Raw genomic sequence first — 26,295 nt, forward strand, 5'->3', positions numbered from 1 at the left:
GGGCTGGATCCGGCCCCGCCTGGGGGTGTGCCCTCCCGGCGGTTCAGCCGCACCTGGCAGGCGACAGGGGCCGAAATCCAGCCCCTCCGGCGTTCGAGGAGCGGGTCCGGGCGGAGCCCGGGGGCCGCGCAGCGGCACCTTCAGCTCAGCCGCCGGGGCTCGCGGGCGACTCCGGCGGCGCGACACAACCCGCTACAGAAGCTCCCGCAGACGGTCCGCCAGCAGGTCCCAGCGCCACCTCTCCTCGACCCACGCCCGACCCCGCTCACCCATGCGCGCGCGCAGGTCCGGGTCCCGGAGGAGGGTGACGATGCGGTCCGCCGCGTCTTCGGGGGCGCCGCCCCGGACCACCCATCCCGTCTCCCCGTCGAGCACCGCGTCCGGCGCCCCGCCGGAGTCGCCCGCGACCACCGGCAGGCCCGTCGCCGAGGCCTCCAGGTAGACGATGCCGAGCCCCTCCACGTCCAGCCCGCCCCGCCGGGTGCGGCACGGCATCGCGAAGACGTCGCCCGCCCCGTAGTGGGCGGGGAGTTCCGACCACGGGACCGCGCCCGTGAAGACCACCGAGTCCGCGACCCCCGTGGACACCGCGAGCGAGCGCAGGTCCGCCTCGTACGGCCCGCCGCCCACGATCAGCAGCACCGCGTCCGGCACCTGCGCCAGGATCGCCGGCATCGCCTCGATGAGGGTGTCCTGGCCCTTGCGCGGCACCAGCCGCGACACGCAGACCACCACCGGGCGGTCCGTCAGCCCGAGTCGCGCCCGGACCTCCGCGCCGCCCGACTCCGGGTGGAACGTCTTCTCGTCCACCCCCGGCGGGAGCTGGACCATCCGGGCCGCCGCCCGCTCCGTGACCGCCGACGCGATCCGCGAGCGCGTGTACTCCCCGAGGTACGTCAGCGTGTCCGTGCCCTCGCCGATCCGCCGCAGCAGCTGCCGCGCCGCCGGGAGCTGCGCCCAGCCCGCCTCGTGGCCGTGCGTGGTGGCGACCAGCCGCTTCGCCCCGGCCCGCCGCAGCGCCGGACCCATCAGCCCCAGCGGGGCCGCGGCCCCGAACCACACGGACTCGCAGTCGTGTTCGCGCAGCAGGCCCACGGCCCGCCGGGTCACGCGCGGGGTCGGCAGGAGCATCGTCGTACGGTCGCGCACGACCTGGAACGGCTGCTCCGCGTCGAAGGCCGCGGTGGCCTCGCGGCCCTCCGCACTGTGCTTCCACGTGGAGGCGTAGACGACGACCCGGTCGGGATCCAGCCGTAGCGCCATGTTGTGGAGGAAGGCCTGGATGCCGCCCGGTCGCGGCGGGAAGTCATTGGTCACGATCAGCGTCTTGTGCATCGCCTGCCGACAGTACCCGCTCAGCCGAGTTCGTCGCGCAGGGACTCCCGCCAGGTCCGGGTGAGCGTGTCGGTGTCCGTTTCCAGGGCGTCGGCCAGTGCGTTCGGCAGGGGTTCGCGGCCCGCCGTCGCGTAGAGGCGGACCAGGCCCTCCTCGCCCCACTTCTGCGCGATCAGCCGGCAGGCCAGCCACGCGCCCTCGTAGGCGCGGGCCGCCGCCTCCGGGTCGCCGCCGAAGGCGAAGGCCTCCGGGCCGGGCAGTCCGGCCGGGAGCTCGCCCCGGCGGACGGCCCGGGCGAGCGTGGGGGCACCCTGTGCGGGGGTCGTGGAGGTGCCCCGGTACGCCGCCCAGTCCGCGAAGCCCTCGGAGAGCCACTGCGGGGTGGTGGCGGTGGTCGCGGCGCGTGTGGCCACGTGGGTGACCTCGTGGGTCAGGACGATCCGCCGGCCCTGCGCGCTGAGCTCCGGGTACGCCTGCGGGTTGACCACCACCCGGTCCGCGGGGGCCGGCCCCGCGCCCACCTGCCCGGTCGTGACGGCCCCCAGTCCCCGGTACGCGTCGGCGGGGCGGCCCAGCAGGGCGGCCATCCGCTCCAGGGTGCCGGGTACGAGGACCACGACCCGCCCCGCCCACGGCCGCGGCCACGCCGCGCTGACGGCCGGGACCGCCCGGTCGGCCTCGGCGGCGATCCCGGACAGGGTTTCGCGGGACTGCCCCTCACCGCCCAGCACCAGGGAGTGCGCGCCGCGGGCCACCGTCACCGCGCCCTGGTCCCACAGCTGCGGCAGGGCGCCGGGAGCGGGCCGGTCGGCGGTGACCCGCCACCGCCCGCCCTCCTCGTCCAGTGCGAGCTCCCGCGCCGAGCCGGCCGGGGCCGCGTCGTAGCCGCCGAGCCGGTAGCGCAGTTCGGCCCGGGCGGTGGCCCGTACGCCGTCCCGCCGCACCGAGGCCACCTCGTACGACCAGTCCTCCAGCGGGATCCCGGCGAGCCGCCCGGGCGGCAGCCGCGACCAGTCGGCGACCGCCCGCCGCACGTCCCGCTCGGCGGCGTCCCGGGGCCCGGCGGGTGCGCCGCAGCCGGTCAGCAGCACGTACAGCGCGCAGAGCAGCAGCGGCAGGGCACGTGGGACGGGACGACCGCGGGACATCCGCCGATCGTACGTGCGCGCCCCGCGCGGTCAGGGGCGGGTCACCGACGACACCGGCATCATCCCGACCGGGTCGTAGCGCACCCGGGCCCCCGGGTACGGGGCGTGCACCACCTGGCCGTTGCCGACGTACATGCCGACGTGGCTGGCGTCGGAGCGGTACGTCACCAGGTCCCCGGGACGGGCCTGCGAGAGCGGCACCTGGCGGCCGGCGTGCCGCTGGGCCTGCGAGGTGCGCGGCAGCGAGACGCCCGCCTGCCGGTACGACCAGACCATCAGGCCGGAGCAGTCGAAGCCGGAGGGACCGGTGGAACCCCACACGTAGGGGCGGCCGACCGCCGAACGGGCCGCCATCACCGCGGCCGCGGCACGCCCGGAGGAGGCGCCGAAGTCGGGCAGTTCGGGCAGCGCGTCCTGGCGGCCGCCGGAGCGCGAGGCCCGCTCGTAGTCGGCCCGTTCCTCGGAGGGCATGGCGTTGAGCAGTCGGCGGGCGGCGGCGAGCTTGGCGGTGACGGACCTCTTCTGGGTGGCCACGTCGGCGCGCAGGGCTTCGAGTTCGGCGAGTTTGCCGGAGGCCTCGCGGCGCTCCTGGGCGAGCCGGCGCTGCTCCTCGCGCAGTGCTTCGAGCTGGCGGGCCTGGCGCCCGGTCAGCCGGTCGAGGGCGGCGGACTGTTCGAGGTAGGCGTCCGGGTCGTCGGCGAGCATCAGGGCGAGGGAGGGGTCGATGCCGCCGCTGCGGTACTGGGCTCCGGCGAAGGTGCCGAGGACGCCGCGCATGATGTTGACGCGTTCCTGGCCGCGGGCGACCGCGTCCTGGGCCCGGCTGATCTCGGCGCGGAGCCGGTCGGCCTTCTCTCCCGCCTCGTTGAAGCGCTCGGTGGCCTGCTCGGCCTCCTCGAAGAGCCGGTCGACCTGGGCGCGGGCGCCCGCTGCCGGATCCTGCGGGAGTCCGGGGGCCGCGCCCGCGGGTGCGCCCGCCATGACGACTGCGGCGCCTGCCGCCGCGGCGGCGGTCAGGACGGTCGCTTTCGTGTTCCGGTCGAGGGCACTCGGCCCGGTCCGGCGATGGGACGCCACGTGAAACCGCTCCCTTCCGCTGCGCGGGGCCCGGGTCCGCCCTCCGTGGGCGGCCGTGTGCCGGGTTCCGCGCTGGCAGACAGTAGCCGCGCCACGGGGCACCGGCCAACGACCCTCGCAGGGCGCACACGGCGACGCCCCGCAGGAGACGCAGGTCACCGGCGGGGCGTGTGGTCAGAGCGCGGCCTGGTAATTCGCCCGGATGGGCGGCGTACGGCGCGTTGTGTGACGGAGGGGGCTACAGAGGCGTCCGATGCCGCAGAGGCGTCAGATGCGGACGCCGAACATGAACGGCATGTTGTCCATGGACTCGTACTTGATGCCGCCGCGCGGGTTCGAGGCGTGCAGCGTCATGTTGTTGCCGGCGTACAGGCCCACGTGGTGCAGGTCGCTGTAGAAGAAGACCAGGTCACCGGGCTGCAGTTGACTGCGGCTGATGCGGGTGCCGTCGTTGGCCTGCGTGTAGGTGGTGCGGCTGATGCTGACGCCGGCCTGCTTGTAGGCCCACTGGGTGAGCCCGGAGCAGTCGTAGGCGCTCGGGCCGGTGGCGCCCATCACGTACGCGCCGCCCAGCTTGGTCTTCGCGGCGGCGAGGGCGGCTCCGGCGCGGCCGGAGGCGCTGACGTTGCCGAGGTCGACGCGCTGGCCCGCGGCGCGGCTGGCCCGGGAGTCCTCGTCCTTGAGCGCGGCGCGCTCCTCCGCGGTGAGGGTGTTGAGCAGGGCCTGGGCCTCGGCGAGCTTCTCCTGCGAGACCTTCTTCTTCTCGCCGAGTTCCTTGCGGGTGGCGTCGAGGTCGGCGAGCTTGCTCGCGGCCTCCTGCCGCTGCTGCGCGAGGGTGCGCTGCTTGGCCTGGATCCGCTGGACCGCCTCGACCTGCTTGCCGCTCAGGTGGTCGAGGGAGGAGGCCTTGTCCAGGTAGCCGTCGGGATCCTCGGAGAGGAGGAGGGCGAGCGCAGGGTCGATGCCGCCGGTGCGGTACTGGGAGGTGGCCATCGAACCGAGCGTGCTGCGCAGCTCGTTGATGTCCGCCTGGCCTCGCGCGACCTGGTCCTGGAGCTGCCCGATCTCCTTCTCGAGCTGCTCCTGGTGCTCCTTGGCCCCGTTGAACTTCTCGGTGGCCTGTTCCGCCTCTTCGTAGAGCGCGTCGACCTGGGACTTGACCTCTTCCTTGGTCGGCTTCGCCGGGGCGGCCGAGGCGCCCTGGGAGGAGAGGACCACGGCCGCGGCCGCTGTCGCGGTCAGTACGGTCACACGAGCTCGGGTCGGCTGCTTGGGTCGACGGTGGGACGCCACGGGGGCGAGCTCCTTCTTCCTAGAGCCGCCGAAGAAACGCAGGCTCGGCAGCACCTCCGCCGTCACCCCGAATGAGTGATCTACCGCACGAAGGTTTGAGCAGACCTTAGTGACCCCGTCGTGATCAGTTCAAATCCCGTCGCGAAAAAACTTGCTCCCCGACCAGCTTCTTTACCTACAGCGCACGCTGCGTGCAGGGCACTTGACCGTACGTCCCCCAGACACCCCGCCAATTCGGGCATTGGGGCCAGGAGTTACGAAACACGCGAAAGCCGCTTCAGCAACAAGGCGGACGCCACCGGCCGCGCCCCGGCCTTCGCCACCCCGTCGGCGACCTCCCGGTCCGTGGAGACCACGACCACCGGACGGCCGGGCGGCTCCGCGCGCACCAGCTGACGGATCAGCTCGTCCGCCGTCACCCCGGCCTTGGAGAACAGCACGCGCACCCCGCGCGGCGGCGCCAGCAGCACCGGGGCCGCCAGCTCCGCCCCGTCGAAGACACACGTCACCTCCGCGCCCGTCTGCGCGGCGAGCATCGACAGCCCGCCCAGCAGCCGCAGCCGCTGCTTCTCCAGCGGCATCGTCGGATAGCCGGTCTTCGTCACGTTGTAGCCGTCGACCACCAGATGGGCCTGCGGCAGCGCCAACAGCTGGTCCAGCAGCGCCGGATCGGTCTCCGACAGCGCCCGCGCGGCGATGTCCTTCGGCGTCATCCGGCCCGGCTCCACCGCGTCCACGGTGTCCGCGGGCCGGGTGTTCACCGGCGGCAGCGCCAGCTCCCGGCGCAGACCCGCCGCCGCGTCGAGCACGGTGTCCAGCAGCAGCCGCAGCCGCATGTCCTCGATGCTGCGCCCCTCGCGGGTGGCGCGGCGGGAGGTCTCCAGCGCCGTCTCCACCTCCGTGAGGCGGGACTTGAGCCGCCGGCTCTCGCTCTCGGCGGCGGCCACCTGCGCGGCGGCCTCTCCGCGGATCCCGTCGATCTCGGCGTTCACCTTGCGCAGGGCCGCCTCGCCGCGCTTCACGTCACTGAGGGCGCTGCGCAGCTTGCGCTGAAGCGATTCGGCTTCCTTCCGGGCGGCCTCCAGCTCGGCCCGGATCCCCTCGCCCCCGCTGCGCTGCAGTTCCCGTACCTGGACCAGCTCCTCGCGCAGCCGCTCCAGCTCGCGCCGGGTCTCCTCGCCCACCCGCTCGGCGTCGGCGCGCTGCGCCTCCTCGCCCGCGGCGGCGACGAGCTTGACCCAGCCGGTGGGCCGCAGCAGGTAGGCGGCGGCCGCCACGTCCAGCGGATCGGCCGCGGCCGGAGGCGCGCCGGATTCCAGCGCGGCGGCGAGGTCGCCCTGCGCCTCGCGCAGCTTCTCGGCGACCCGGCTGCGGAAGACCCCGTCGCTCTCTACAGCCGCGGCCATGGCGTTGCCGGCGAACTTGACCCGCCGGGTCGGGGTGAACCGGGCGTACTGGCGCAGCTGCGCCGGGAGGTCCGCGACCGTCAGTCCGCCGAAGGCGTCCGAGACGAGCGCGACGACCCGGCGCCGCACGCCTTCCGGCAGCGGGCGGTCGAGCACCTCGGCGGCGTCGCCGGCCGCACCGGCCGGCTCAGCGCCGCTTGCTGGCTCCACGATCCGTCACCCCTACCCTGATCTACCTGTGGGCGGGGCTCCGTCAGGAGTCCGCGCCCGGCCTGTCCACGAGCTCGATCTGGTCCACCGCGTTGCACCAGCGGCAGCGGACCGACTCGATGGTCTCATTGACCACCTCGCGTTCCTCGACCTTGGGCTCCCCGGCGAGGTCCAGGTGGACGTACTCGACGACCTTCGACGATCGGGTGACGTCGAAACGCGTGAGGTTGCCGCACAGGGTGCAGCGCCACCGGGTGGTGTCGGTCGGCAGGGGAACCGTCATCGGGCCGCTCTCTCCTTCGTAGCTGATTCAATCAAAGCCGTCCGCGCTGGTCTCGTCGGACCGCAGCTCGTAACCCTACGGCCTGCCACCGCCTCAGGTGGGGCCGGTTGCGTCATGCTCTGTCACATGATCGTAAGGTGGCGGGCCGTTCGCGAGGCCGCCCGGGGACCGGTGGTCACCCATGCGCTGATCGCGGGCTGCGCTCTGGTGTTCGTCCTCGGCCCGGCCTCGGGGCTGAACCCGGTCTACGGCACGGGCGACGAACTGCTGACCGCGGGGACGGAGTACTTCCGGCGCTGGGGCGTGGTCCCGGACGAGCTGTTCACCCGCGGCCCGCGGGCGTGGCTGACGCCCCTGACGGCACTGTTCGTCCACGGCAGCTGGCTGCACCTGCTCGGGAACATGCTGTTCCTCCACGTCTTCGGCGCGATGGCGGAGGAGCGGATGGGCCGCGCGGCCTTCCTCGTCTTCTACGTCTGCACGGGCTACCTGGCCCTCGCCGCGTACGCCGCGGCCAACATCGACTCCGACCAGACGCTGGTGGGCGCGTCCGGGGCGATCTCGGCGGTCCTGGGGGCCTTCCTGTGCCTGCTGCCGAGCGCGCGGGTGACGAGCCTGTTCCCGTTCCTCTTCTTCCTGCCGCTGCGGTTCCCGGCGTGGATGGTGCTGATCTTCTGGTTCGCCCTGCAGGGGGTGGCCGCGCACCGGGCGGGGAGCGGGCCGGGGGTGGCCTATCTGGCCCATCTGGTGGGGTTCTCGCTGGGCTTCCTCTACGCGTGGGCACGGTATCGGCGTACGACTAGAGTGGTTCGACCAGCGACGGCCACCGAGGGAGACAGCCAGCCGTGATCACCGCGATCGTGCTCATCAAGACCAGCGTGGACCGCATCCCCGAGATCGCCGAGTCCATCGCCGCGCTGGACAGCGTCAGCGAGGTGTACTCCGTCACCGGCACCTACGACCTGATCGCCCTGGTCCGCGTGGCCCGCCACGAGAACCTCGCGGACATCATCCCGGGCCGCATCAGCAAGATCCCGGGCGTGGAGGCCACGGACACGCACGTGGCGTTCCGTACGTACTCCCAGCACGACCTGGAGGCGGCGTTCGCGATCGGCCTCGACGCGTAACGCCTCCGGCGCGGTCAGCGGTACCGGGTCGGCTGCTGCCCCCTGCCCCTGCGGCGCCGCTGCACGGGGCTCCGCCCCGGACCCCGCTCCTCAAACGCCGGAGGGGCTGGATTTCCCCGGCCGGGGGCTTCGGAGGGCTGCTTGGTCCGCGGGGTCACTCCGGGGCGACTCCTCGTCGTCGCGCCTGCGGCCGCGGCAAGACCGCTGAACGAGGCTGCGCGCTCCTCCTGCGGGGACGCCCCTGCGCGCCCCCACTCCCCCCACACCTGCCACCACCCGCCCCGGGCCAGGGGGCACGCCACCACCCGCCCTGGACCGGGGGCGGAGGGGCTCACCTGCCAGCACCATGCTTGGGCCGGGGGCGGAGGGGCTCACCTGTCGGCACCCCGCCCCGGACCGGGGATGGAGGGGCACACCTGGCAGCACCGCTTGGGCCGGGCTGGAGGGGTCCTGCCAGCACGCACCCCTGGGGCCGGGGTTCGGGGTTCACCTGACACCGCCTCCTGGGCCGGGGTGGAGTGGGCGGGGTGGGGACCCGCAGGAGGGTCCCCGCAGGAGGAGCGCGCAACCACCCTCCACCGTGTGCGGTGCCCGCAGGCGCGACGACGAGGAGTCACTCCGGAGGGGCACCGCCCCGACCACTCCGCCCCGGCCCAGGGACACCCCCCAGCCCCGCCGGCGATTGAGGCGCGGGGTCCGGGGCGGAGCCCCGGCAACGGCGCCGCACCCGCCAACGGCGCCGCACCGGCAGACGCCGGGTCAGAGGGGCGGCAACGGCTCCCCCGGGTGGGGCCGGCGGGCCGTGGGGATCGGATCCCAGTAGCTCATGAGCCGAACGATGTCAGACGGCGGGAACGCAGCGGCCCTCCTCGGTGCGGTACTGCCACTTGGCGCCGTCGGCGACCAGTTCCTTCACCGCCCCGATGAAGCGGTCCACGTGCTCGTCGGGGGTACCCGCGCCGAAGCTCACGCGGATGGCGTTGAGGGACCGCTCCCCCGGCGCCGCCTCCGGCGCTCCGCACTCGCCCTGGGCCTGGGGCTCGCTGCCCAGCAGGGTGCGGACCAGCGGGTGGGCGCAGAAGAGGCCGTCGCGGACACCGATGCCGTATTCGGCCGACAGGGCCGCGGCGAAGTGGGAGCTGTTCCAGCCGTCCACGACGAAGGAGATGACGCCGACGCGCGGGGCGTCGTCCCCGAAGAGGGACAGGACGCGGACGGCCGGGACGTCGGCCAGGCCCTCACGGACCTTCGCGATGAGGTGCCGCTCGCGGGCGACCAGGGCGTCGAAGCCCGCCTCGGTCAGGGCCCGGCAGGCGGAGGCGATGGAGTAGACGCCGATGACGTTCGGGGAGCCGGCCTCGTGGCGGGCGGCCGTGGTGTGCCATTCCACGTCCACGCCGCCGTCCTCGCGCCGGGCCACCTTCCGCGAGGCACCGCCGCCCGCGAGGTACGGGTCGGCCTCCTGGAGCCAGTCCGCGCGGCCGGCGAGCACGCCCGAGCCGAACGGCGCGTACAGCTTGTGGCCGGAGAAGGCGACCCAGTCCACGCCGAGGTCCTGGACCGAGACGGGGTGGTGCGGGGCCAGCTGGGCGGCGTCCAGGACAATCCGCGCGCCGTGGGCGTGCGCGGCGGCGGTGAGCTCCTTCACCGGCCACAGCTCGCCGGTGACGTTGGAGGCTCCGGTGACGCAGACCAGGGCGGGACCGTAAGGGTCGCGGTCGGCCAGTGCCCGCTCCAGGGTGGCGACGGCCTCGTCCGGGGTGCGGGGGGTGTTGAGGTAGGTGACCTGCGCGTTCGTCCACGGCAGCAGCGAGGCGTGGTGTTCGGTCTCGAAGACGAACACCTGGCAGCCGGCGGGGAGGACCGCCGCGAGCAGGTTCAGCGAGTCGGTGGTGGAGCGGGTGAAGACGACCTGGTCGGAGGGGCGGCAGTCGAGGAACTCGGCGACCGTGGCCCGGCTCTGCTCGAAGAGGTCGGTGGAGAGCTGCGAGAGGTAGCCCGCGCCGCGGTGGACGCTGCCGTAGTAGGGGGCGTACGCGGCGACGTCGTCCCAGACCCGCTGGAGGGCGGGGGCGCTGGCCGCGTAGTCGAGGGCCGCGTAGGTGACCTCGCCGCCGGTGACGAGCGGGACGGTGACGTCGCGGCCGAGGACCGCGAGCGGCTCGGCACAGGCGGGGTCGACGGTGGCGGTGGCGGTGGCGGCGGTGTTCAGGGTCGCGGACATGGCGGTATCTCCCGGCAGGCAGGGCGGAATGGCTTCGGTGTGCCCGTACGCGGGTACGGCGGCGCTGCGGCCGTCCGGGGTACGGGAGAGACCTCGGAGGGGAAGGCGGGCCGCACGCGGGTACGCGGGAAGGACCCTGGTCCGAGGGTTGAAGAAGGGGCGGAGTCGCCCTATCGCATTCGCTTGCTCACGGAAAAAGCTCCTCGAGTAGACCAGGACCCCTGGTGTCGAGGGATCCGCGCTTGCCGTAGGCCTTGCTGCCTACGACCTGGTCATCACCCGGGGCACCCCGCCACGGAAGGAGGGTTGCCGGACAGCAAGCCGGGGCCTAAACGCTGTCACTCGTGACCTGATCCGCATCCTGCCACAAGATCGACCGAACGCAAGACCCCGGTCCGCATGCTGGACCGGGGTCGTCGCTTTCACGCCGTTCTCGCACGGCCCGCCGAGAGGCTCCGGGCGCCGGGCGTCACGCGTTGGTGGCCGTCACCCACCGCTCCAGGGCGGCCCGCGCCGAACCCGAGTCGATCGACTCGGCCGCGCGGGTGATGCCGGCCGCGATCTCCTCCTCCAGCGTGCCGGTGCCGGGGTCGAGGGCGACCAGGGCCGCCGCCGAGTTCAGCAGCACCGCGTCGCGGACCGGGCCGGTCTCGCCGGCCAGCAGGCGGCGGGCCACGTCCGCGTTGTACGAGGGGTCCCCGCCGGCCAGCGCGGACACGTCGACCAGGCCGATGCCGACGTCGCGCGGGTCGAAGGACTGCTCGTCGACCTTGCCGTCGCGGACCCACCAGACGCGCGAGGTGGCCGTGGTGGTCAGTTCGTCGAGCCCGTCGTCACCGCGGAAGACCAGCGCGGACGAACCCCGGTCGGCCAGCACGCCCGCCACGATCGGGGCGACCCTGGCGTCGGCCACACCGGTGGCCTGGGCCCGTACGCGGGCCGGATTGGTCAGCGGGCCCAGGAAGTTGAAGGTGGTGCGGATGCCCAGTTCCTTGCGGGCCGCCGCCACGTGCCGCAGGGCCGGGTGGAACTTGACCGCGAAGCAGAAGGTGATGCCGGCCTCCTCCGCGACCTCCACGACCCGCTCCGGGGTGAGGTTGAGGTTGACGCCGAGCTTCTCCAGCACGTCCGAGGAACCGCTCGCGGAGGAGGCGGCCCGGTTGCCGTGCTTGACGACCTTCGCGCCGGTTCCGGCCACCACGAGCGCGGACATCGTGGAGATGTTCACCGTTTTGGCCCCGTCGCCGCCGGTGCCGACGATGTCGACCGTCCGGCCCGGCACCTCGATGAGGTTGGCGTGCGCGTACATGGCCCGTACGAGGCCGTTGATCTCGTCGACCGTCTCGCCCTTGGCCCGCAGCGCGACCGCGAAGCCGGCGATCTGGGCGTCGGTGGCTTCCCCCCGCATGATGCGGTCCATGGCCCAGGCGGTGTCGTCGGCACTCAGGTCCCGGCCGGTCAGCAGGGCGTCGAGGACGCCCGGCCAGCCACGGGCCGCCACGCTGTCGCCGCCCGCCGGGGTCACAACGTTCATGGTCCGCTCCTGCTGCTCGTCAGAGATCCGCGTCGAATGGGAAGGGCTTCAGCCTATCCAGCCCGGGGGAACGGCAAAGAGCCCCGTCCAGACACTGGACGGGGCTCTCGCCGTGGCGACACCAGGACTGACCGAAATCAGTCCCTCATGCGGTCAAGCGGGGATCAGTGGTGGCCGTGGCCGGACTGGATCTCCTTGTACTCCTCCGCCGTGGGCTTCAGGATCTGGTTGCCCTCGGCGTACAGGCCCTTGCTGAGCTTCGCGCGCAGCTTCTCGGTGGCCTTCACCTTGCGCTCGACACCGTTCTCGTCGACCGTCGGGCCGATCTCGACCGGCTTGTACTGCTCGTGCGAGGTGAGCGTGTGCAGCTTGCCCTGCGGCAGCGGCTCGTGGACCTCGACGAACTCACCGTGCGGCAGACGCTTGATGATGCCGGTCTCGCGACCGTGCAGCACCTTGTCGTGGTCACGGCGCTGGAGGCCGAGGCAGATCCGCTTGGTGACGATGAACGCCACGACCGGGACGACGAAGAAGCCGATCCGGACGAACCACGTGATCGAGTTGATCGACAGGTGGAAGTACTGGGCGAACATGTCGTTGCCACCGCCGACGAGGAGCACGATGTACTCCGCGATCCAGGCGACACCGAAGGCCGTACGGGTCGGGACGTTGCGCGGGCGGTCCAGGATGTGGTGCTCGCGCTTGTCGCCGGTGACCCAGGACTCGATGAACGGCCAGACGGCGATCGCGCCGAGGACCAGCGGGAAGAGCAGCAGCGGGATGAACACGCCCAGGACGAGCGTGTGGCCCCACAGGTTGATCTCCCAGCCGGGCATGGCACGGATCAGGCCTTCCGGCATACCCATGTACCAGTCGGGCTGCGCACCGGTGGACACGTGGTCCGGGCGGTACGGGCCGAGCGCCCAGATCGGGTTGATCGAGGCGATGGCCGCGATGGCCGCCACGACACCGAAGACCAGGAAGAAGAAGCCTCCGGCCTTGGCCATGTAGACCGGCAGCAGCGGCATGCCGACGACGTTGTTGTTCGTCTTGCCGGGGCCCGCGAACTGGGTGTGCTTGTGGTAGAAGACCAGGATCAGGTGGGCCACCAGCAGGCCCATCATGATGCCGGGCAGCAGCAGGATGTGGATCGAGTAGAACCGCGCGACGAAGTCGCCGCCCGGGAACTCCCCGCCGAAGAGGAAGAACGACAGGTACGTGCCGATGACCGGCACGGACAGGATCGCGCCCTCCATGAAGCGGACACCGGTGCCCGAGAGCAGGTCGTCCGGCAGCGAGTAACCGGTGAAACCGGTGAACATGCCGAGGACCAGCAGCAGGAAGCCGAAGATCCAGTTGACCTCACGCGGCTTGCGGAACGCGCCGGTGAAGAAGACGCGCATCATGTGCACGACCATCGCCGCGACGAAGATCAGCGCCGCCCAGTGGTGGATCTGACGGATCAGCAGGCCACCGCGGACGTCGAAGCTGATGTCGAGCGTCGAGGCGAAGGCCTCGGACATCAGGACGCCCTGCATCGGCACGTACGAGCCGTGGTACACGACCTCGTTCATGCTCGGGTGGAAGAACAGCGTCAGGTACACACCCGTGAGGATGATGATGATGAAGGTGTAGAGGCAGATCTCACCCAGCATGAAGGACCAGTGGTCCGGGAAGATCTTGCGCATGTTCGCCTTGGCGAGGCTGTAGATGCCCAGGCGGCCGTCCGCCCAGTCCGCCACACGCTCGCCGGCAGGCGCTTTGCGCGCCTTCGTGTCAGTGGTCGCAGTGCTCATCCGCGCTCCCAGAATGCAGGACCGACGGGCTCTTCGAAGTCGCCGAGCGCTTCGAGGAAGCCTTCGTCATTCACACCGATCCGCAGCTGCGGAAGCGCGTGACCGGCCGGGCCGAAGATGACACGGGCGCCGTCGGAGAGGTCGAAGGTGGACTGGTGGCACGGGCAGAGCACGTGGTGCGTCTGCTGCTCGTACAGGCTGATCGGGCAGCCGACGTGGGTGCAGATCTTGGAGTAGGCCACGATGCCCTCGTGGGACCACGCCAGTTCCTGCTTGTCCTTGATGTCCTCCGGCTTGATGCGGACGATCATCAGGGCGGCCTTGGCGATCTGGACCTGGAAGTCGTGCTGCTCCTCCTCCAGGCCTTCCGGCATGGCGAAGGTCAGCGAACCGACGAGGACGTCCTCGGGACGCAGCGGCTCCATCGTGTTCTGGTTGATGAGCAGCTTGCCCTTGGCCCACACGGTCTTGCGCAGGCTGTCCTCGGGCAGCGGGCCCGTGTCGCGCAGGAGCATGACGGCGGAGAGCGGCATCAGGGCCAGCGCGCCGAGCAGCGTGTTGCGGATCAGCGGACGGCGGGCGATGCCCGACTCGTTCGCACCGTCGGCGAAGTCCTGCAGGACCTTGGCCTTGACCTCCGGCGGAGCGGCGATCTCGTGGCGGTCGTCGGCGACCTCGACGTCGGACATCAGGGTGCGGGCCCAGTGGACCGCGCCCGCGCCGATGCAGAAGAGGGCCGTGCCCAGGGTCAGGCCCAGGGCGAAGTTGAGCGCGCTCACCTTCCCGACCGGGAAGATGTACACGATCTTGTCGACCGGGATCACCACGTACGCGGTGATGAAGGCGATCGTGGCCAGCATCGAGATCGTGAAGAGCATCGCGACGGTGCGCTCGGAACGCTTCGCCGCCCGCTCGTCGATGTCCTGGATGCGCGGCTTGTGGACCGGGAGGCCCGGGTCCGCGAACGGGTCGTCCGCGACCGCTACGCCACCGTGGTGGGCGTCGCCCTGCTCGCTCGGCAGGTGCTTCTCTTCGGGAATGTCTTGGCTACTCATGACTTCTTGGCCTTAGCGGTGTGGGCCGCGACCCAGACGGCGACAGCGATCAGCGCACCCAGAGCGAAGATCCAGCCGAAGAGACCCTCGGAGACGGGGCCGAGGCCACCGAGCTTCAGGCCGCCAGGGCTGACCGACTTCTCGCCGTTCACGTTCTGGAGGTACGCGATGATGTCCTTCTTCTGCTTCTCCGGCATCGTGCTGTCCGGGAAGGAGGGCATGTTCTGCGGGCCGGTGAGCATGGCCTCGTAGATGTGCTTCGGCTCGACGCCCTCGAGGTTCGGGGCGTACTTGCCGTTCGTCAGCGCGCCGCCCTCGCCGGTGAAGTTGTGGCACTGCGCGCAGTTGTTGCGGAACAGCTCACCACCCTTGGCGATGTCGGCACCCGCCGGGCTGTACTGCTTCTCGGTCGGCACGGCCGGGCCGGCGCCGAGGGACGCGATGTACGCGGCCAGCTGGTCGATCTGGGCCTGGGTGTAGATGTTGGGCTTCTTCGGCACCTGGGCGCCGGGCTGCTGGGCGGGCATACGGCCCGTGCTCACCTGGAAGTCGACGGCCGCGGAGCCGACGCCGACCAGGCTCGGGCCGTCAGAGGAACCCTGACCGCCGGTTCCGTGGCAGCTTGCGCAACCCACGGCGTAGAGCTTCTGGCCCTCCTCGATGGCGAGGGACTGGGCGGTTTCGTCGGCCTGCGCCTTGCCCGCGGGGGCGAAGGCGGCGTACAGCCCCCCAGTGGCCGCCAGCGCGAGGAGTAGAACGACGACCGCCGCCAGCGGATGGCGTCGTCGTGCGGAGAGCTTTTTCACGGATTACCCCGGTGTCAGGATCTTCTGCGTCGGTGTTTCTGGATGGAGTGCCGGACGTGGGTCCGGCGACGGGTTCGCTACTTGATCAGGTAGATCGTCGCGAAGAGGCCGATCCAGACGACATCGACGAAGTGCCAGTAGTAGGACACGACGATGGCCGACGTGGCCTGTTCGTGGGTGAACCTCTTGGCCGCGTACGTCCGGCCGAGGACCAGCAGGAAGGCGATGAGACCGCCCGTCACGTGCAGACCGTGGAAGCCGGTGGTCAGGTAGAACACCGAGCCGTACGGTCCGGACGAGAGGCTCAGGCCCTCGTGCTTGACCAGCTCGGTGTACTCGAACACCTGGCCGCCAATGAAGATCGCACCCATGACGAACGTGATGATGAACCACGTCCTGAGCTTCTTCACGTCACCGCGCTCGGCGGCGAAGACGCCGAGCTGGCAGGTGAGGGAGGAGAGCACCAGGATCGTCGTGTTCGTCGCCGAGAAGGGCAGATTCAGGAACCCAGCCTGTTCTGTCCAGTACTCGGGTCCTGTCACGGATCGCAGGGTGAAGTACATCGCGAAGAGGGCCGCGAAGAACATCAGCTCGGAACTCAACCAGATGATGGTTCCGACGCTGACGAGGTTCGGCCGGTTGACCGTCGGGTGCGCGTGCCCGGTATCTACTGTCGTTGCTGTCGCCACGACCGACATTATGTCGGTCGCTTATCCCGCCCTCACCCCGGGGGGTGCCGTTCGGAGTGTCAGGGGCGTGTGCAAGGCCCGAACGGCCCATCAGATGACCCCTCCGCGGGCCCACGTGCGACATGTGCGAACCGATGTTGACAGCGCATCTGGAGGAGTAGCATCCCGCGCAACATCAACGTGATTCACGGGACCGTGGAGGAACGAAATGCGGGCGACTGCGCGGGTTCTGGTCTACAGCGACGACGCGGGCACCCGGGAGCAGGTGCGGCTGGCGGCGGGGCGTCGGCCGGCCGCGGACCTGCCGCCGGTGGAGTTCGTGGAGTGCGCGACGCTTCCGGCGGTCCTGACGGAGCTGGACGCGGGCGGCGTCGACGTGTGCGTGCTGGACGGCGAGGCCGTTCCGGCCGGGGGCATGGGTGTGTGCCGGCAGATCAAGGACGAGATCTTCCGGTGTCCCCCGGTACTGCTGCTGATGGGGCGCCCGCAGGACGCCTGGCTGGCCACGTGGAGCCGCGCGGACGCGGCCGTGACCCTGCCGGTGGACCCGGTGGAGTTCCCCGAGGCCCTGGCGGGCCTGCTGCGCTCCCGGCTGTCCCTGGACGCCTGACGGTCCGACAGGGCTTCTCCGGGGCCCTGGAGGGCCCCGGAGGGTTCCGGCGGGTTCCGGGAGAGACTGCCGGGGCCGTGGAGGCCAGGGCGGGCGTGGAGGCCGCCGGGTCTCAGACGGTCGGACGCAGACGGGCCTGGTCCATCGGGTTGCGGCCCTCCTGGGTGCCCTTGAGCAGGGAACTGCCCTGGCGCCAGTCCTTCCAGTCCATGTTCCAGTCGCCGAAGCCGTTGCCGAAGACGTCCATGTCCTCGCCGATGCTGTTGACCACCTGGACGATGTCGCCCTCGGTGATGTTCTCGTAGAACCAGGCGGCGTTGCCGGTGCTCATGCCGGTGCAGCCGTGGCTGACGTTCTCGTAGCCCTGTGAGCCGACGGACCACGGCGCGGCGTGCACGTATTCACCGCTCCACGTCACCCGGGTGGCGTAGTAGACGGGGAGGTTGTAGTACTCGCTGCCGCCGATGCCGACGGTGTCGCCGCGCATCTGGACGTAGTACTGCTTGCCGAGCACGACCTTGATGCCGTTGCGGGTGGAGAAGCCGGGCTTTCCGGTGGTCACCGGAATGGTGTTGATCACTTCTCCGTTGCGCTTGAACGTGAGGTAGTGCGAGGCGGCGTCCGTGGTGACCTCGACGCGGTCGCCGATCTCCAGCTTCAGCGGCTTGGCGCCGGCCCCGTAGAGGTGGTCGGAGATCCTGACGCCTTCCAGATTGCTCCGTACGGAGACCGTGCTGTGGGCGGGCCAGTACTCCTTGGGGCGGTAGTGCAGCTTCTTGTCGTCGACCCAGTGCCAGGCCCCTTCGACGCCCGTGGGCGTGTCGACGACGAGTCCCCGTTCGACGACGGCGCGGGCCGCCTTCTCCTTGACGGGTTCGCTGAGTTCGGCCGTGATGGGCTGCCCGACGCCGTATTTGCCCGCGTCCGGGCCGAATTCGACCTTGAGGACGCCCTTGGCCGGGGTCGTGTCGAAAGCGGCCGTACGCCGCCCCTGGGCGCCCCTGTCGTTCTCCGTGCTGACGGTGACGGTGTAGCGCACGCCCGCGGCCATCGGCACGGTGTTGTGCCAGCGGTCGCCCTTGGCGGACAACTCGCCCGCCAGGCGGCGGCCGTGGGTGTCCACGACCAGCACGTCGGTGATGCGGGCCTCGCCCCCCTTCGTGGTGACTTCGAGGGGCTTGTCGGGGTCCACGGGGCGGCTGCCGACGGTCTGGTTGAAGGCGACCTGATCGCCCGCGTCGTACGGGCGCGCGGACAGCGGGTTGTCGTCGCCCGACCCACAGGCGGTTGCGCCGGCCCCGAGGGACGCGACCAGCACGGAGCAGCTGAGTACCGTCCAAAGACGCGGTGAGTGGTTCATGGGGCCAACGCTATGAAGATATGACTATTCCGGCGCGCGGGATGACTGCAAACGAGGGGCCCGGACTCCTCCATCGGAGGTGTCCGGGCCCCAGGTGCCTCGCGGCGCTGCCGCGCGGGTGCTGCTACTGGTTCGCGTTCTCACCGCGGTAGTACTCGTACACCCAGCCCCACAGGCCGATCACCAGGATCGGGGCCGAGAAGTACATGAGCCACCAGCCGAAGATGACGCCCATGAAGGCGAACGCGCCACCGATGCCCAGGAAGAGCGGCATCCAGCTGTGCGGGGAGAAGAAGCCCAGCTCGCCCGCCTCGTCGGCGACGTCGGCCTCCAGGTTGTCCTGGGCCATCTCGTCCACGCGCTTGGCCGTGAAGGCCAGGTAGTAGCCGATCATGGCGGTCAGGCCGAAGGTCAGGAACAGCGCGGTGGTACCGACGGGCTCCTTCGACCACACGCCGTACACGACGGCCATGATCAGGACGAACAGGGAGAGCCAGAGGAACATCTTGCCCTGGATCTTCACTTGCCGGCCTCCTTGCTGCCGCCGGTGACGGCCGCCTTGGTTCCGGCGTGGTCCTCGAGGTGGTCGAGGGCCGCGATCTCCGGGTGGTGCAGGTCGAACGCCGGCGATTCACTGCGGATGCGCGGCAGGGTGAGGAAGTTGTGCCGCGGCGGCGGGCAGGAGGTCGCCCACTCGAGCGAACGCCCGTAGCCCCACGGGTCGTCGACCTCGATCTTCTTGCCGTACTTGGCGGTCTTCCAGACGTTGTACATGAACGGAAGCATCGACAGGCCGAGCAGGAAGGAGCTGATCGTCGAGATCGTGTTCAGCAGGGTGAAGCCGTCGGCCGCGAGGTAGTCCGCGTAACGGCGCGGCATGCCCTCGGCACCCAGCCAGTGCTGCACCAGGAAGGTGCCGTGGAAGCCGACGAACAGCGTCCAGAAGGTGATCTTGCCGAGGCGCTCGTCCAGCATCTTGCCCGTGAACTTCGGCCACCAGAAGTGGAAGCCGGAGAACATCGCGAAGACCACGGTGCCGAAGATGACGTAGTGGAAGTGCGCGACGACGAAGTACGAGTCGGAGACGTGGAAGTCCAGCGGGGGCGAGGCCAGGATGACGCCGGTCAGACCACCGAAGGTGAAGGTGACCAGGAAGCCGACGGCCCAGAGCATCGGGGTCTCGAAGGACAGCGAGCCCTTCCACATGGTGCCGATCCAGTTGAAGAACTTCACACCGGTCGGGACCGCGATCAGGAAGGTCATGAAGGAGAAGAACGGCAGCAGCACACCGCCGGTGACGTACATGTGGTGGGCCCACACGGTCACCGAGAGGCCGGCGATCGCGATCGTCGCCGCGATCAGACCGATGTAACCGAACATCGGCTTGCGGGAGAAGACCGGGATGACCTCGGAGATGATGCCGAAGAACGGCAGCGCGATGATGTACACCTCTGGGTGTCCGAAGAACCAGAAGAGGTGCTGCCACAGCAGTGCGCCGCCATTGGCCGCGTCGAAGACGTGTGCGCCGAACTTGCGGTCGGCCTCCAGCGCGAAGAGCGCGGCGGCCAGGACCGGGAAGGCGAGCAGGACCAGGACACCGGTCAGCAGCACGTTCCACACGAAGATCGGCATGCGGAACATCGTCATGCCCGGAGCGCGCATGCAGATGATCGTGGTGATGAAGTTGACCGAACCGAGGATCGTGCCGAAGCCGGAGAAGGCCAGACCCATGATCCACATGTCGCTGCCGATGCCCGGCGAGCGGACGGCGTCGGTCAGCGGCGAGTAGGCGAACCAGCCGAAGTCGGCCGCACCCTGCGGGGTGACGAAGCCGGCCACCGCGATGATCGAGCCGAAGAGGTACAGCCAGTACGCGAACATGTTCAGCCGCGGGAACGCCACGTCGGGCGCGCCGATCTGCAGCGGCATGATCCAGTTGGCGAAACCGGCGAACAGCGGCGTCGCGAACATCAGCAGCATGATCGTGCCGTGCATCGTGAACGCCTGGTTGAACTGCTCGTTCGACATGATCTGCGTGCCCGGACGGGCAAGCTCGGCGCGCATGAAGAGCGCCATGATGCCGCCGATGATGAAGAACACGAACGACGTGAGCAGGTACATCGTGCCGATGGTCTTGTGGTCGGTGGTGGTGAGCCACTTGACGACCACGTTGCCCGGCTGCTTGCGCCGTACCGGCAGCTCGTTCTCGTACGAGTCAGCTGCGGCGGCACCCTGGGATTCGTTGAGGATGCTCACAGTTTGTTCGTCTCCGCATTCCGGGCCGGGTCGGTCTGCTTGATGCCGGCCGGCAGGAAGCCGGTCTGACCCTTCTCCGCGAGGCCCTTCAGGTACTTCTGGTACTCCGCCGGGGAGACCACCTTGACGTTGAAGAGCATGCGGGAGTGGTCGACGCCGCAGAGCTCGGCACACTTGCCCATGAAGGTGCCTTCTTCGGACGGGATGACCTCGAAGACATTGGTGTGGCCCGGGATGACGTCCTGCTTGAACAGGAAGGGAACCACCCAGAAGGAGTGGATGACGTCATTGGACGACAGGATGAAGCGGACCTTCTCACCCTTGGGCAGGACCAGGGTCGGCCCCGGGTTGCCCGTCTCCGGGTTCTTGTCGCTGGGGACGCCCTTGACGTACACGCCTTCGGCGCCCGCCGGGAAGTCCTTGGTGAAGCGGTCCGGGATGGCCGAGAGCTCCTTCGGAACCTCGCCCTTCTTCGGGGTGGCCCCGTCGCCGTCGACGTTCTCGACGTAGTTGAAGCCCCAGCTCCACTGGTAACCGATCACGTTGATCGTGTGCTGCGGCTTGGAGAGCTCCAGCAGCTTCGACTCGTCACGCGCGGTGAAGTAGAAGAACACCGAGACGATGATGAGCGGAACCACCGTGTACAGCGCCTCGATGGGCATGTTGTACCGGGTCTGCGGGGGGACCTCCACCTTCGTCCGGCTGCGCCGGTGGAAGATGACGGACCACAGGATCAGACCCCAGACCAGGATGCCCGTGATGAGCGCGGCCGCCCAGGATCCCTGCCAGAGGGAGAGGATGCGCGGCGCCTCCTCGGTTACCGGTGACGGCATTCCGAGGCGGGGGAAGTCTTTATATGTGCAACCAGTGGCGGTCGCCAGGACCGCGCCCGCAGTCAGCGCCTGCAGCAGCTTCCGCCGCATCGGGCGCCGCGGCGAGCGGTCGGAGCCGTAGGGACTCACGTAGCGCCTTCCCGAGAGTCTCGGCCCGCGCGGCCGGCCGCGGCCGTGTTCGGGTCGGTCGCCGGCCCTGACGCAGGCAGGGGTTTGGATGTTTATGCGGACCAAACCCTACTGGACGCTATTTGAGGTCGCGCGGGGAGGGTGCCCAACGCGCCGCCGGGGCCCCCGAAGGGATGGATCCGCCGTCCGGGGGACGGATCCGGAACCCCTGAATGGCGGGCTCCGGAAGCCATCTGACGGCCCCTGACCTCGGTCGCCGCCGGGCTGCGGCTAGCGTGCCCGTATGCCGTACTTCGACGCCGCGTCCGCCGCCCCCCTGCACCCCGTGGCACGCCAGGCCCTGCAGGCCTCCCTGGACGAGGGCTGGGCCGATCCGGCCCGGCTGTACCGGGAGGGAAGGAGGGCCCGGCTGCTGCTGGACGCCGCGCGGGAGGCCGCCGCGGAGGCGGTGGGCTGCCGGGCGGACGAGCTCGTGTTCACTCCTTCGGGGACGCACGCGGTTCACGCGGGCGTGTCGGGAGTCCTCGCGGGGCGCCGGCGCGTCGGGGACCATCTGGTCGTGTCCGCGGTCGAACACAGTTCTGTACTGCACGCCGCCGAGGCGCACGCGGGGCGCGGCGGTTCGGTGACGGAGGTCCCGGTGGACCGGTTCGGCGCGGTGGCCCCGGCCGGGTACGGGGAGGCGCTGGGCGCTTCCACAGCGCTGGCCTGCCTGCAGTCGGCCAACCACGAGGTGGGCACGGTCCAGCCGGTGGCGGAGGTCGCGGAGGTCTGCCGCGAGGCCGGGGTGCCGCTGCTCGTCGACGCGGCGCAGTCGCTGGGCTGGGGTCCGGTGGAGGGCGCCTGGTCGGTGCTCGCCGCCAGTGCGCACAAATGGGGCGGGCCGCCGGGGGTGGGGCTGCTGGCGGTCCGCAAGGGGGTCCGCTTCTCGCCCCAAGGCCCCGCGGACGAAAGGGAGTCGGGGCGCTCCCCCGGCTTCGCGAACCTCCCCGCGATCGTGGCGGCGGCGGCCTCGCTGCGGGCGGTGCGGGCGGAGGCGGAAGAGGAGGCGGCCCGGCTGCGGGTCCTGGTGGACCGGATCCGGCGGCGGGTGGTCCGGCTGGTGCCGGACGTGGAGGTGGTGGGCCACCCGGACGTCCGCCTCCCGCACCTGGTCACGTTCTCCTGCCTGTACGTCGACGGGGAGACGCTGCTGCACGAGCTGGACCGGGCGGGCTTCTCGGTCAATTCGGGCTCGTCCTGCACCAGCTCCACGCTGACCCCGAGTCATGTGCTCCGGGCGATGGGGGTGCTGTCGGAGGGGAACGTACGGGTCTCGCTGCCGGCGGGCACGCGGGCGGAGGAGGTCAACGCGTTCCTGGAGGTGCTGCCGGGTGCGGTGGCGGGTGTGCGGGAGCGGCTGGGGGTGCGCGAGCCCGCCCCCGTGGCTCCGGTGGCGGAGTCGGTGGAGCTCGACGCGCTGGGCCTGCGGTGCCCCCAGCCGGTCATCGAGCTGGCCCGGGCGATCGGGCGGGTGCCGGTGGGGGGCACGGTGACGGTCGTCTCCGACGACGAGGTGGCGCGGCTGGACATCCCGGCGTGGTGCGGGATGCGGGGGCACGCGTACCTGGGTGAGTCCCCCCGCCCGGCCGGCGTGGCGTACTCCGTCCGCCGCCTGCTCTGACCCCGCTCCTCAAACGCCGGAGGGGCTGAATCCGGCTGCTGCCGTCCGACGGCCGCGGCCCGTGTTCGCCTCCGGCGGCGCCTCAAACGCCGGCGAGGCTGAATTCGGCCGCTCCCGTCCGCCACGCAGAACCAACCCAAGGCCGGGCCCACTTCCAGCCGCGGGGGCACCCCCAGCCTCACCGGCGATCGAGGCGCCGCGGGGGCACCCCCAGCCTCACCGGCGATCGAGGCGCGGGGGCCCGGGGGCGGAGCCCCCGGCAACGGCGCGCCGCGGAGGCGTGCCCAGCCTCACCGGCGACTGAGGCGCCGCGGGCGCGCCCCCAGCCTCGCCGGCGATTGAGGCGCGGGGGCCCGGGGGCTGAGCCCCCGGCAGCGGCGCCGCGGGCAAACCCAGCCCCGCCGGCGATTGAGGCGCGGGGGAGCCGGGGCGGAGCGCCCGGCGGCGGGGCCGCGGCCGGGGGCTCCGGTGACCGGACCGGAGGTCGTCAGGCGGCCAGGTGGGCCTGGACTTCCGCGGCGGCCTCGTCGCCGTAGGCCTTCGTGAAGCGCTCCATGAAGTGCGCACGGGCCAGCGTGTACTCCTGCGTGCCCAGCGTCTCGATGACCAGGGTCGCCAGCATGCAGCCCACCTGCGCGGCGCGCTCCAGGCCGACGCCCCAGGCGAGCCCCGTCAGGAACCCGGCGCGGAACGCGTCGCCGACGCCCGTCGGGTCGATCTTCGCGTTCTCCTCGGGGCAGCCGACCACGATCGGCTCCTCCCCGGCCCGCTCGATCCGCACGCCCTGCGCGCCCAGCGTGGTGACCCGGGTGCCGACCTTGGACAGGATCTCCGCGTCGGTCCAGCCGGACTTCGACTCGATGAGGCCCTTCTCGTACTCGTTCGAGAAGAGGAACGTCGCGCCCTCCATCAGGGTGCGGATGTTGTCGCCGTCCATGCGGGCGATCTGCTGCGAGAAGTCGGCGGCGAAGGCGATCCCCCGCGTCCGGCACTCCTCCGTGTGGCGGAGCATCGCCTCGGGGTCGTCGGCGCCGATGAGGACCAGGTCCAGGCCGCCCACGCGGTCGGCGACGGACTTCAGCTCGATCAGGCGGGCCTCGCTCATCGCGCCCGTGTAGAAGGAGCCGATCTGGTTGTGGTCGGCGTCCGTGGTGCACACGAACCGCGCGGTGTGCAGCACCTCGGAGATGCGGACGGACTGGGTGTCGACGCCGTGCCGGTCGAGCCAGGCGCGGTACTCGTCGAAGTCGTAGCCGGCGGCCCCGACCAGGATCGGGCGGCTGCCGAGCTGCCCCATGCCGAAGCAGATGTTCGGGCCGACACCGCCCCGTCGGACGTCGAGGTTGTCGACGAGGAAGGAGAGGGAGACCGTGTGCAGCTGGTCGGCGACCAGCTGGTCGGCGAAACGGCCGGGGAAGGTCATGAGGTGGTCGGTGGCGATGGAGCCGGTGACTGCAATGCGCACGGCGTGGACGCTCCTGCGGAGGACGGCAAGGGGACAGTCAAAACTACCCGGTGAGCGGCCCCCAGCCGAACGCCCGAAACTACCCCGTAGTAGCTCTTTCTTCGCATGAGCCGCGGTGCCTACGGTGCCTTCATGACCTACACCGACGGTTTCGGCTACTCCGAGTACACCTCCGCGCGGCCCGGCGCGGAAGGCCCGCGTCAGCCCGGATTCGCCGGCCTCCTGGGCGACTGCGCCCGGATGGCCCCGCACTGGACGGTTCCGGCGGGGCCCCGCCCCCTCCGCGTGGCGCCCTCGCAGATCCACGGCATCCGGGTCCCGGCGGCCTCGGCCCGGCTGATCGCCGGCACCGCGGCGTACGGGGACCAGTAGCGGGGAACCGGTTGCGCGTCTGTTCCGTCACACCCGCATCAGGCAAGGCATGCGGGACCGGTGAAGGAGCGATGCGGTGACCAGCGAACGACCCGATGCGGCCGACGGGGCCGACCTGGGAGACACGGCCGGCCCGGCCGGTGCGGCGGAGACATCCCGTGCAGTGCGCCGGCGGCCCGCCTGGGCCGTCGCCTCGATCGCGGCCGCCGTCCTGCTGGCGGGCGGCGGGAGCGCGTACTGGGCGGCCACGGCGTACGGCGACGGCCCGGCGGGCGGTCGTACGGGCGCCGGCACGGCCTCGGCGCCCCGGGACGCGGGAGATCCCCCCGGGCCGGGCATCGCGCCCGGGGAGCCCGACCCGTCCGGCGGGCCGGTCACGTACCGGGCGGACGGGAAGCTCCCGGACGGCCCGGCGACGGCTCCGGCCTACGCCGCGTCCGGGGAGGTCACGGCGGAGGAGGTGGCCCGCCTCGCGACGGCCCTCGGCATCCCGGGCACTCCGCGGCTCGCCGGGGAGACCTGGCTGGCCGGCGAGGCGGCGGACGGCTCCGGGCCCCTGCTGACGGTGTCCGCGAAGGCGCCGGGGACCTGGAACTTCGCCCGGCACCAGGGGAACGGCAGCGGCGCCGGGGACAACTGCGTGCGCGGCAAGGACACCTGCGGCCCGGCCACCCTCCCGCAGGGCGGGGGCGACGGCGGCGCGGGCGGCGCGGGGTCGGGCAACCCGGTGTCGGAGGAGGCCGCGAAGGCCGCCGCCCGCCCGGTGCTGGCCGCCGCCGGGCTGGAGGGGGCCGCGCTCGACGCCCGGCTCGTCCAGGGCTCGGTACGGGTGGTGAAGGCGGACCCGGTGTTCGGCAAGCTGCCCACGCAGGGCTGGTCGACCACGGTGAGCGTGGGCGCCGACTCCTCGGTGGTGGGCGGCAGCGGTGAGCTGAAGGCCCCCGTACGGGCGGCCGAGCAGCCGGTGGTCGGGGCCGCGGAGGCGCTGGCCCGGCTGAACGCGCGGTCGAGCGGCCAGGAGGGCGCCGGCCCCGGGCCGAGCGGCTGCGCGACCTCGGTGCCGCTGGATCCGGACACCCCGGTCGGCTCGACGGACACCCCGCCGTGCAATCCGGAGCCCCGGCCGATGAAGCCGCCGCGTACGGAGACGGTCAAGGGGGCTTCGCTCGGCCTGGTCCCGGGGACCGTGGACGGGGTGCGGGGCCTGGTCCCGGCCTGGATCTTCGAGGTGGCGGGCCGGGACGGGGCTCCCGGGCACGCGGTCACCGAGCCGGCCGCCGCGCAGGCTCCCCCGCAGACCTCAGTGGGCCCGAAGGACGGCCGCACCGTGCCGGGGTTCTCGTACGCGGAGGCGGACCGGAAGCTGACCGTGAACTTCTGGGGCAGCCCGTGCAGCACCTACGCGCTGGAGGCGCGGGAGTCCGCGGAGTCGGTTCTGGTGAAGATCACGGACACCCCGAAGGAGCCGGGCAAGGCGTGCATCATGCTCGCTCAGGAGATGTCCGCGACGGCCGTGCTCCAGCAGCCGCTGGGCGCCCGGAAGGTGCTCGACGCGACCACGGGCAAGCCGCTCCCCCGGCAGTAGGGGCGGGTGCACGACGAGGGCCCGCCGCCGGTCGGATGC

At 71.4% G+C, this 26,295-nt stretch carries 23 protein-coding genes and 1 riboswitch; of the genes, 6 read left to right on the forward strand and 17 right to left on the reverse strand.

The genetic code is table 11. From position 1 onward, the window contains the following. Nucleotides 1-192: 192 nt before the first annotated feature. The 6 genes from ACZ6Y1_RS15790 to ACZ6Y1_RS15815 form a co-directional block, all read right to left on the reverse strand. On the reverse strand, nucleotides 193-1,335 hold the full coding sequence (locus ACZ6Y1_RS15790) for a glycosyltransferase family 4 protein (RefSeq protein WP_469628608.1): 1,143 nt from the start codon (nucleotides 1,333-1,335) through the stop codon (nucleotides 193-195). 20 nt (nucleotides 1,336-1,355) lie between these two features. Then, nucleotides 1,356-2,483 (reverse strand): hypothetical protein, encoded by a 1,128-nt coding sequence (locus ACZ6Y1_RS15795; protein ID WP_469628612.1) that lies wholly within the window; start codon nucleotides 2,481-2,483, stop codon nucleotides 1,356-1,358. A gap of 30 nt (nucleotides 2,484-2,513) precedes the next feature. Further along, on the reverse strand, nucleotides 2,514-3,560 hold the full coding sequence (locus tag ACZ6Y1_RS15800; protein ID WP_469628615.1) for a C40 family peptidase: 1,047 nt from the start codon (nucleotides 3,558-3,560) through the stop codon (nucleotides 2,514-2,516). Nucleotides 3,561-3,827: 267 nt separating this feature from the next. After that, entirely contained in the window at nucleotides 3,828-4,853 is a 1,026-nt protein-coding gene (locus ACZ6Y1_RS15805; RefSeq protein ID WP_469628618.1) for a C40 family peptidase, read from the reverse strand. Between the two features lie 254 nt (nucleotides 4,854-5,107). Then, on the reverse strand, nucleotides 5,108-6,472 hold the full coding sequence (locus tag ACZ6Y1_RS15810) for an NYN domain-containing protein (protein WP_469629106.1): 1,365 nt from the start codon (nucleotides 6,470-6,472) through the stop codon (nucleotides 5,108-5,110). Between the two features lie 40 nt (nucleotides 6,473-6,512). After that, the gene (locus tag ACZ6Y1_RS15815; RefSeq protein WP_008738811.1) at nucleotides 6,513-6,752 is read right to left on the reverse strand and encodes a hypothetical protein; all 240 of its coding nucleotides are present in this window, start codon (nucleotides 6,750-6,752) and stop codon (nucleotides 6,513-6,515) included. Between the two features lie 126 nt (nucleotides 6,753-6,878). Here ACZ6Y1_RS15815 and ACZ6Y1_RS15820 point away from each other — a divergent pair, with 126 nt between their 5' ends. Together ACZ6Y1_RS15820 and ACZ6Y1_RS15825 are read left to right on the forward strand one after the other, a co-directional pair. Next, on the forward strand, nucleotides 6,879-7,601 hold the full coding sequence (locus tag ACZ6Y1_RS15820; protein WP_469628623.1) for a rhomboid family intramembrane serine protease: 723 nt from the start codon (nucleotides 6,879-6,881) through the stop codon (nucleotides 7,599-7,601). Then, nucleotides 7,598-7,879, forward strand: a complete 282-nt coding sequence (locus ACZ6Y1_RS15825; RefSeq protein ID WP_008738815.1) for an Lrp/AsnC family transcriptional regulator — start codon at nucleotides 7,598-7,600, stop codon at nucleotides 7,877-7,879. Before ACZ6Y1_RS15820 ends, ACZ6Y1_RS15825 begins: the two co-directional genes overlap by 4 nt. 841 nt (nucleotides 7,880-8,720) lie before the next feature. Here the strand turns inward: ACZ6Y1_RS15825 and ACZ6Y1_RS15830 are convergent. The 6 genes from ACZ6Y1_RS15830 to ctaE form a co-directional block, all read right to left on the reverse strand. Beyond that, nucleotides 8,721-10,103 carry an aminotransferase class V-fold PLP-dependent enzyme gene (locus tag ACZ6Y1_RS15830; RefSeq protein WP_469628626.1) on the reverse strand — a complete coding sequence of 461 codons (1,383 nt, stop codon included), beginning with the start codon at nucleotides 10,101-10,103 and terminating at the stop codon, nucleotides 8,721-8,723. Between the two features lie 233 nt (nucleotides 10,104-10,336). Next, nucleotides 10,337-10,453: riboswitch (SAM riboswitch) on the reverse strand. Nucleotides 10,454-10,572: 119 nt separating this feature from the next. Further along, entirely contained in the window at nucleotides 10,573-11,637 is a 1,065-nt protein-coding gene (gene trpD / locus ACZ6Y1_RS15835; RefSeq protein WP_469628629.1) for an anthranilate phosphoribosyltransferase, read from the reverse strand. Between the two features lie 164 nt (nucleotides 11,638-11,801). Further along, nucleotides 11,802-13,433, reverse strand: coding sequence for a cytochrome bc1 complex cytochrome b subunit (gene qcrB, locus ACZ6Y1_RS15840; protein ID WP_469628631.1), 1,632 nt, complete (start codon nucleotides 13,431-13,433; stop codon nucleotides 11,802-11,804). Next, nucleotides 13,430-14,488: a cytochrome bc1 complex Rieske iron-sulfur subunit gene (gene qcrA, locus ACZ6Y1_RS15845; RefSeq protein WP_469628634.1), complete on the reverse strand. Its 1,059-nt coding sequence runs from the start codon at nucleotides 14,486-14,488 to the stop codon at nucleotides 13,430-13,432. The genes qcrB and qcrA overlap by 4 nt, the downstream gene beginning before the upstream one ends. Next, the gene (gene qcrC, locus ACZ6Y1_RS15850; RefSeq protein WP_469628637.1) at nucleotides 14,485-15,294 is read right to left on the reverse strand and encodes a cytochrome bc1 complex diheme cytochrome c subunit; all 810 of its coding nucleotides are present in this window, start codon (nucleotides 15,292-15,294) and stop codon (nucleotides 14,485-14,487) included. The genes qcrA and qcrC overlap by 4 nt, the downstream gene beginning before the upstream one ends. 77 nt (nucleotides 15,295-15,371) lie before the next feature. Beyond that, the gene (gene ctaE, locus ACZ6Y1_RS15855; protein WP_376658781.1) at nucleotides 15,372-15,992 is read right to left on the reverse strand and encodes an aa3-type cytochrome oxidase subunit III; all 621 of its coding nucleotides are present in this window, start codon (nucleotides 15,990-15,992) and stop codon (nucleotides 15,372-15,374) included. 199 nt (nucleotides 15,993-16,191) lie between these two features. Here ctaE and ACZ6Y1_RS15860 point away from each other — a divergent pair, with 199 nt between their 5' ends. After that, nucleotides 16,192-16,593 carry a DNA-binding transcriptional response regulator gene (locus ACZ6Y1_RS15860; RefSeq protein ID WP_376658780.1) on the forward strand — a complete coding sequence of 134 codons (402 nt, stop codon included), beginning with the start codon at nucleotides 16,192-16,194 and terminating at the stop codon, nucleotides 16,591-16,593. Nucleotides 16,594-16,705: 112 nt separating this feature from the next. On the opposite strand, the gene ACZ6Y1_RS15865 is transcribed toward ACZ6Y1_RS15860, so the two are convergent. From ACZ6Y1_RS15865 to ctaC, 4 genes are all read right to left on the reverse strand, one after another. Then, nucleotides 16,706-17,953, reverse strand: coding sequence for a L,D-transpeptidase (locus ACZ6Y1_RS15865; RefSeq protein ID WP_469628641.1), 1,248 nt, complete (start codon nucleotides 17,951-17,953; stop codon nucleotides 16,706-16,708). 124 nt (nucleotides 17,954-18,077) lie between these two features. Next, nucleotides 18,078-18,476, reverse strand: coding sequence for a cytochrome c oxidase subunit 4 (locus tag ACZ6Y1_RS15870; protein ID WP_384587467.1), 399 nt, complete (start codon nucleotides 18,474-18,476; stop codon nucleotides 18,078-18,080). Next, the gene (gene ctaD, locus ACZ6Y1_RS15875) at nucleotides 18,473-20,209 is read right to left on the reverse strand and encodes an aa3-type cytochrome oxidase subunit I (protein WP_384587471.1); all 1,737 of its coding nucleotides are present in this window, start codon (nucleotides 20,207-20,209) and stop codon (nucleotides 18,473-18,475) included. Before ctaD ends, ACZ6Y1_RS15870 begins: the two co-directional genes overlap by 4 nt. After that, on the reverse strand, nucleotides 20,206-21,171 hold the full coding sequence (gene ctaC, locus ACZ6Y1_RS15880) for an aa3-type cytochrome oxidase subunit II (protein WP_469628646.1): 966 nt from the start codon (nucleotides 21,169-21,171) through the stop codon (nucleotides 20,206-20,208). Before ctaC ends, ctaD begins: the two co-directional genes overlap by 4 nt. Nucleotides 21,172-21,454: 283 nt before the next feature. Here ctaC and ACZ6Y1_RS15885 point away from each other — a divergent pair, with 283 nt between their 5' ends. Next, nucleotides 21,455-22,834, forward strand: coding sequence for an aminotransferase class V-fold PLP-dependent enzyme (locus tag ACZ6Y1_RS15885; protein ID WP_469628648.1), 1,380 nt, complete (start codon nucleotides 21,455-21,457; stop codon nucleotides 22,832-22,834). A gap of 487 nt (nucleotides 22,835-23,321) precedes the next feature. On the opposite strand, the gene ACZ6Y1_RS15890 is transcribed toward ACZ6Y1_RS15885, so the two are convergent. After that, nucleotides 23,322-24,299 (reverse strand): carbohydrate kinase family protein, encoded by a 978-nt coding sequence (locus ACZ6Y1_RS15890; RefSeq protein ID WP_469628651.1) that lies wholly within the window; start codon nucleotides 24,297-24,299, stop codon nucleotides 23,322-23,324. Between the two features lie 132 nt (nucleotides 24,300-24,431). Between ACZ6Y1_RS15890 and ACZ6Y1_RS15895 the strand changes: the two genes are divergently transcribed. Together ACZ6Y1_RS15895 and ACZ6Y1_RS15900 are read left to right on the forward strand one after the other, a co-directional pair. Beyond that, nucleotides 24,432-24,671: a hypothetical protein gene (locus ACZ6Y1_RS15895; RefSeq protein ID WP_469628653.1), complete on the forward strand. Its 240-nt coding sequence runs from the start codon at nucleotides 24,432-24,434 to the stop codon at nucleotides 24,669-24,671. Nucleotides 24,672-24,747: 76 nt separating this feature from the next. Then, complete coding sequence (locus tag ACZ6Y1_RS15900) at nucleotides 24,748-26,256, forward strand: hypothetical protein (RefSeq protein ID WP_469628656.1); 1,509 nt, start codon at nucleotides 24,748-24,750, stop codon at nucleotides 26,254-26,256. The last annotated feature ends 39 nt before the right edge of the window (nucleotides 26,257-26,295 follow it).

It is taken from the genome of Streptomyces sp. NPDC053432, assembly GCF_055585365.1.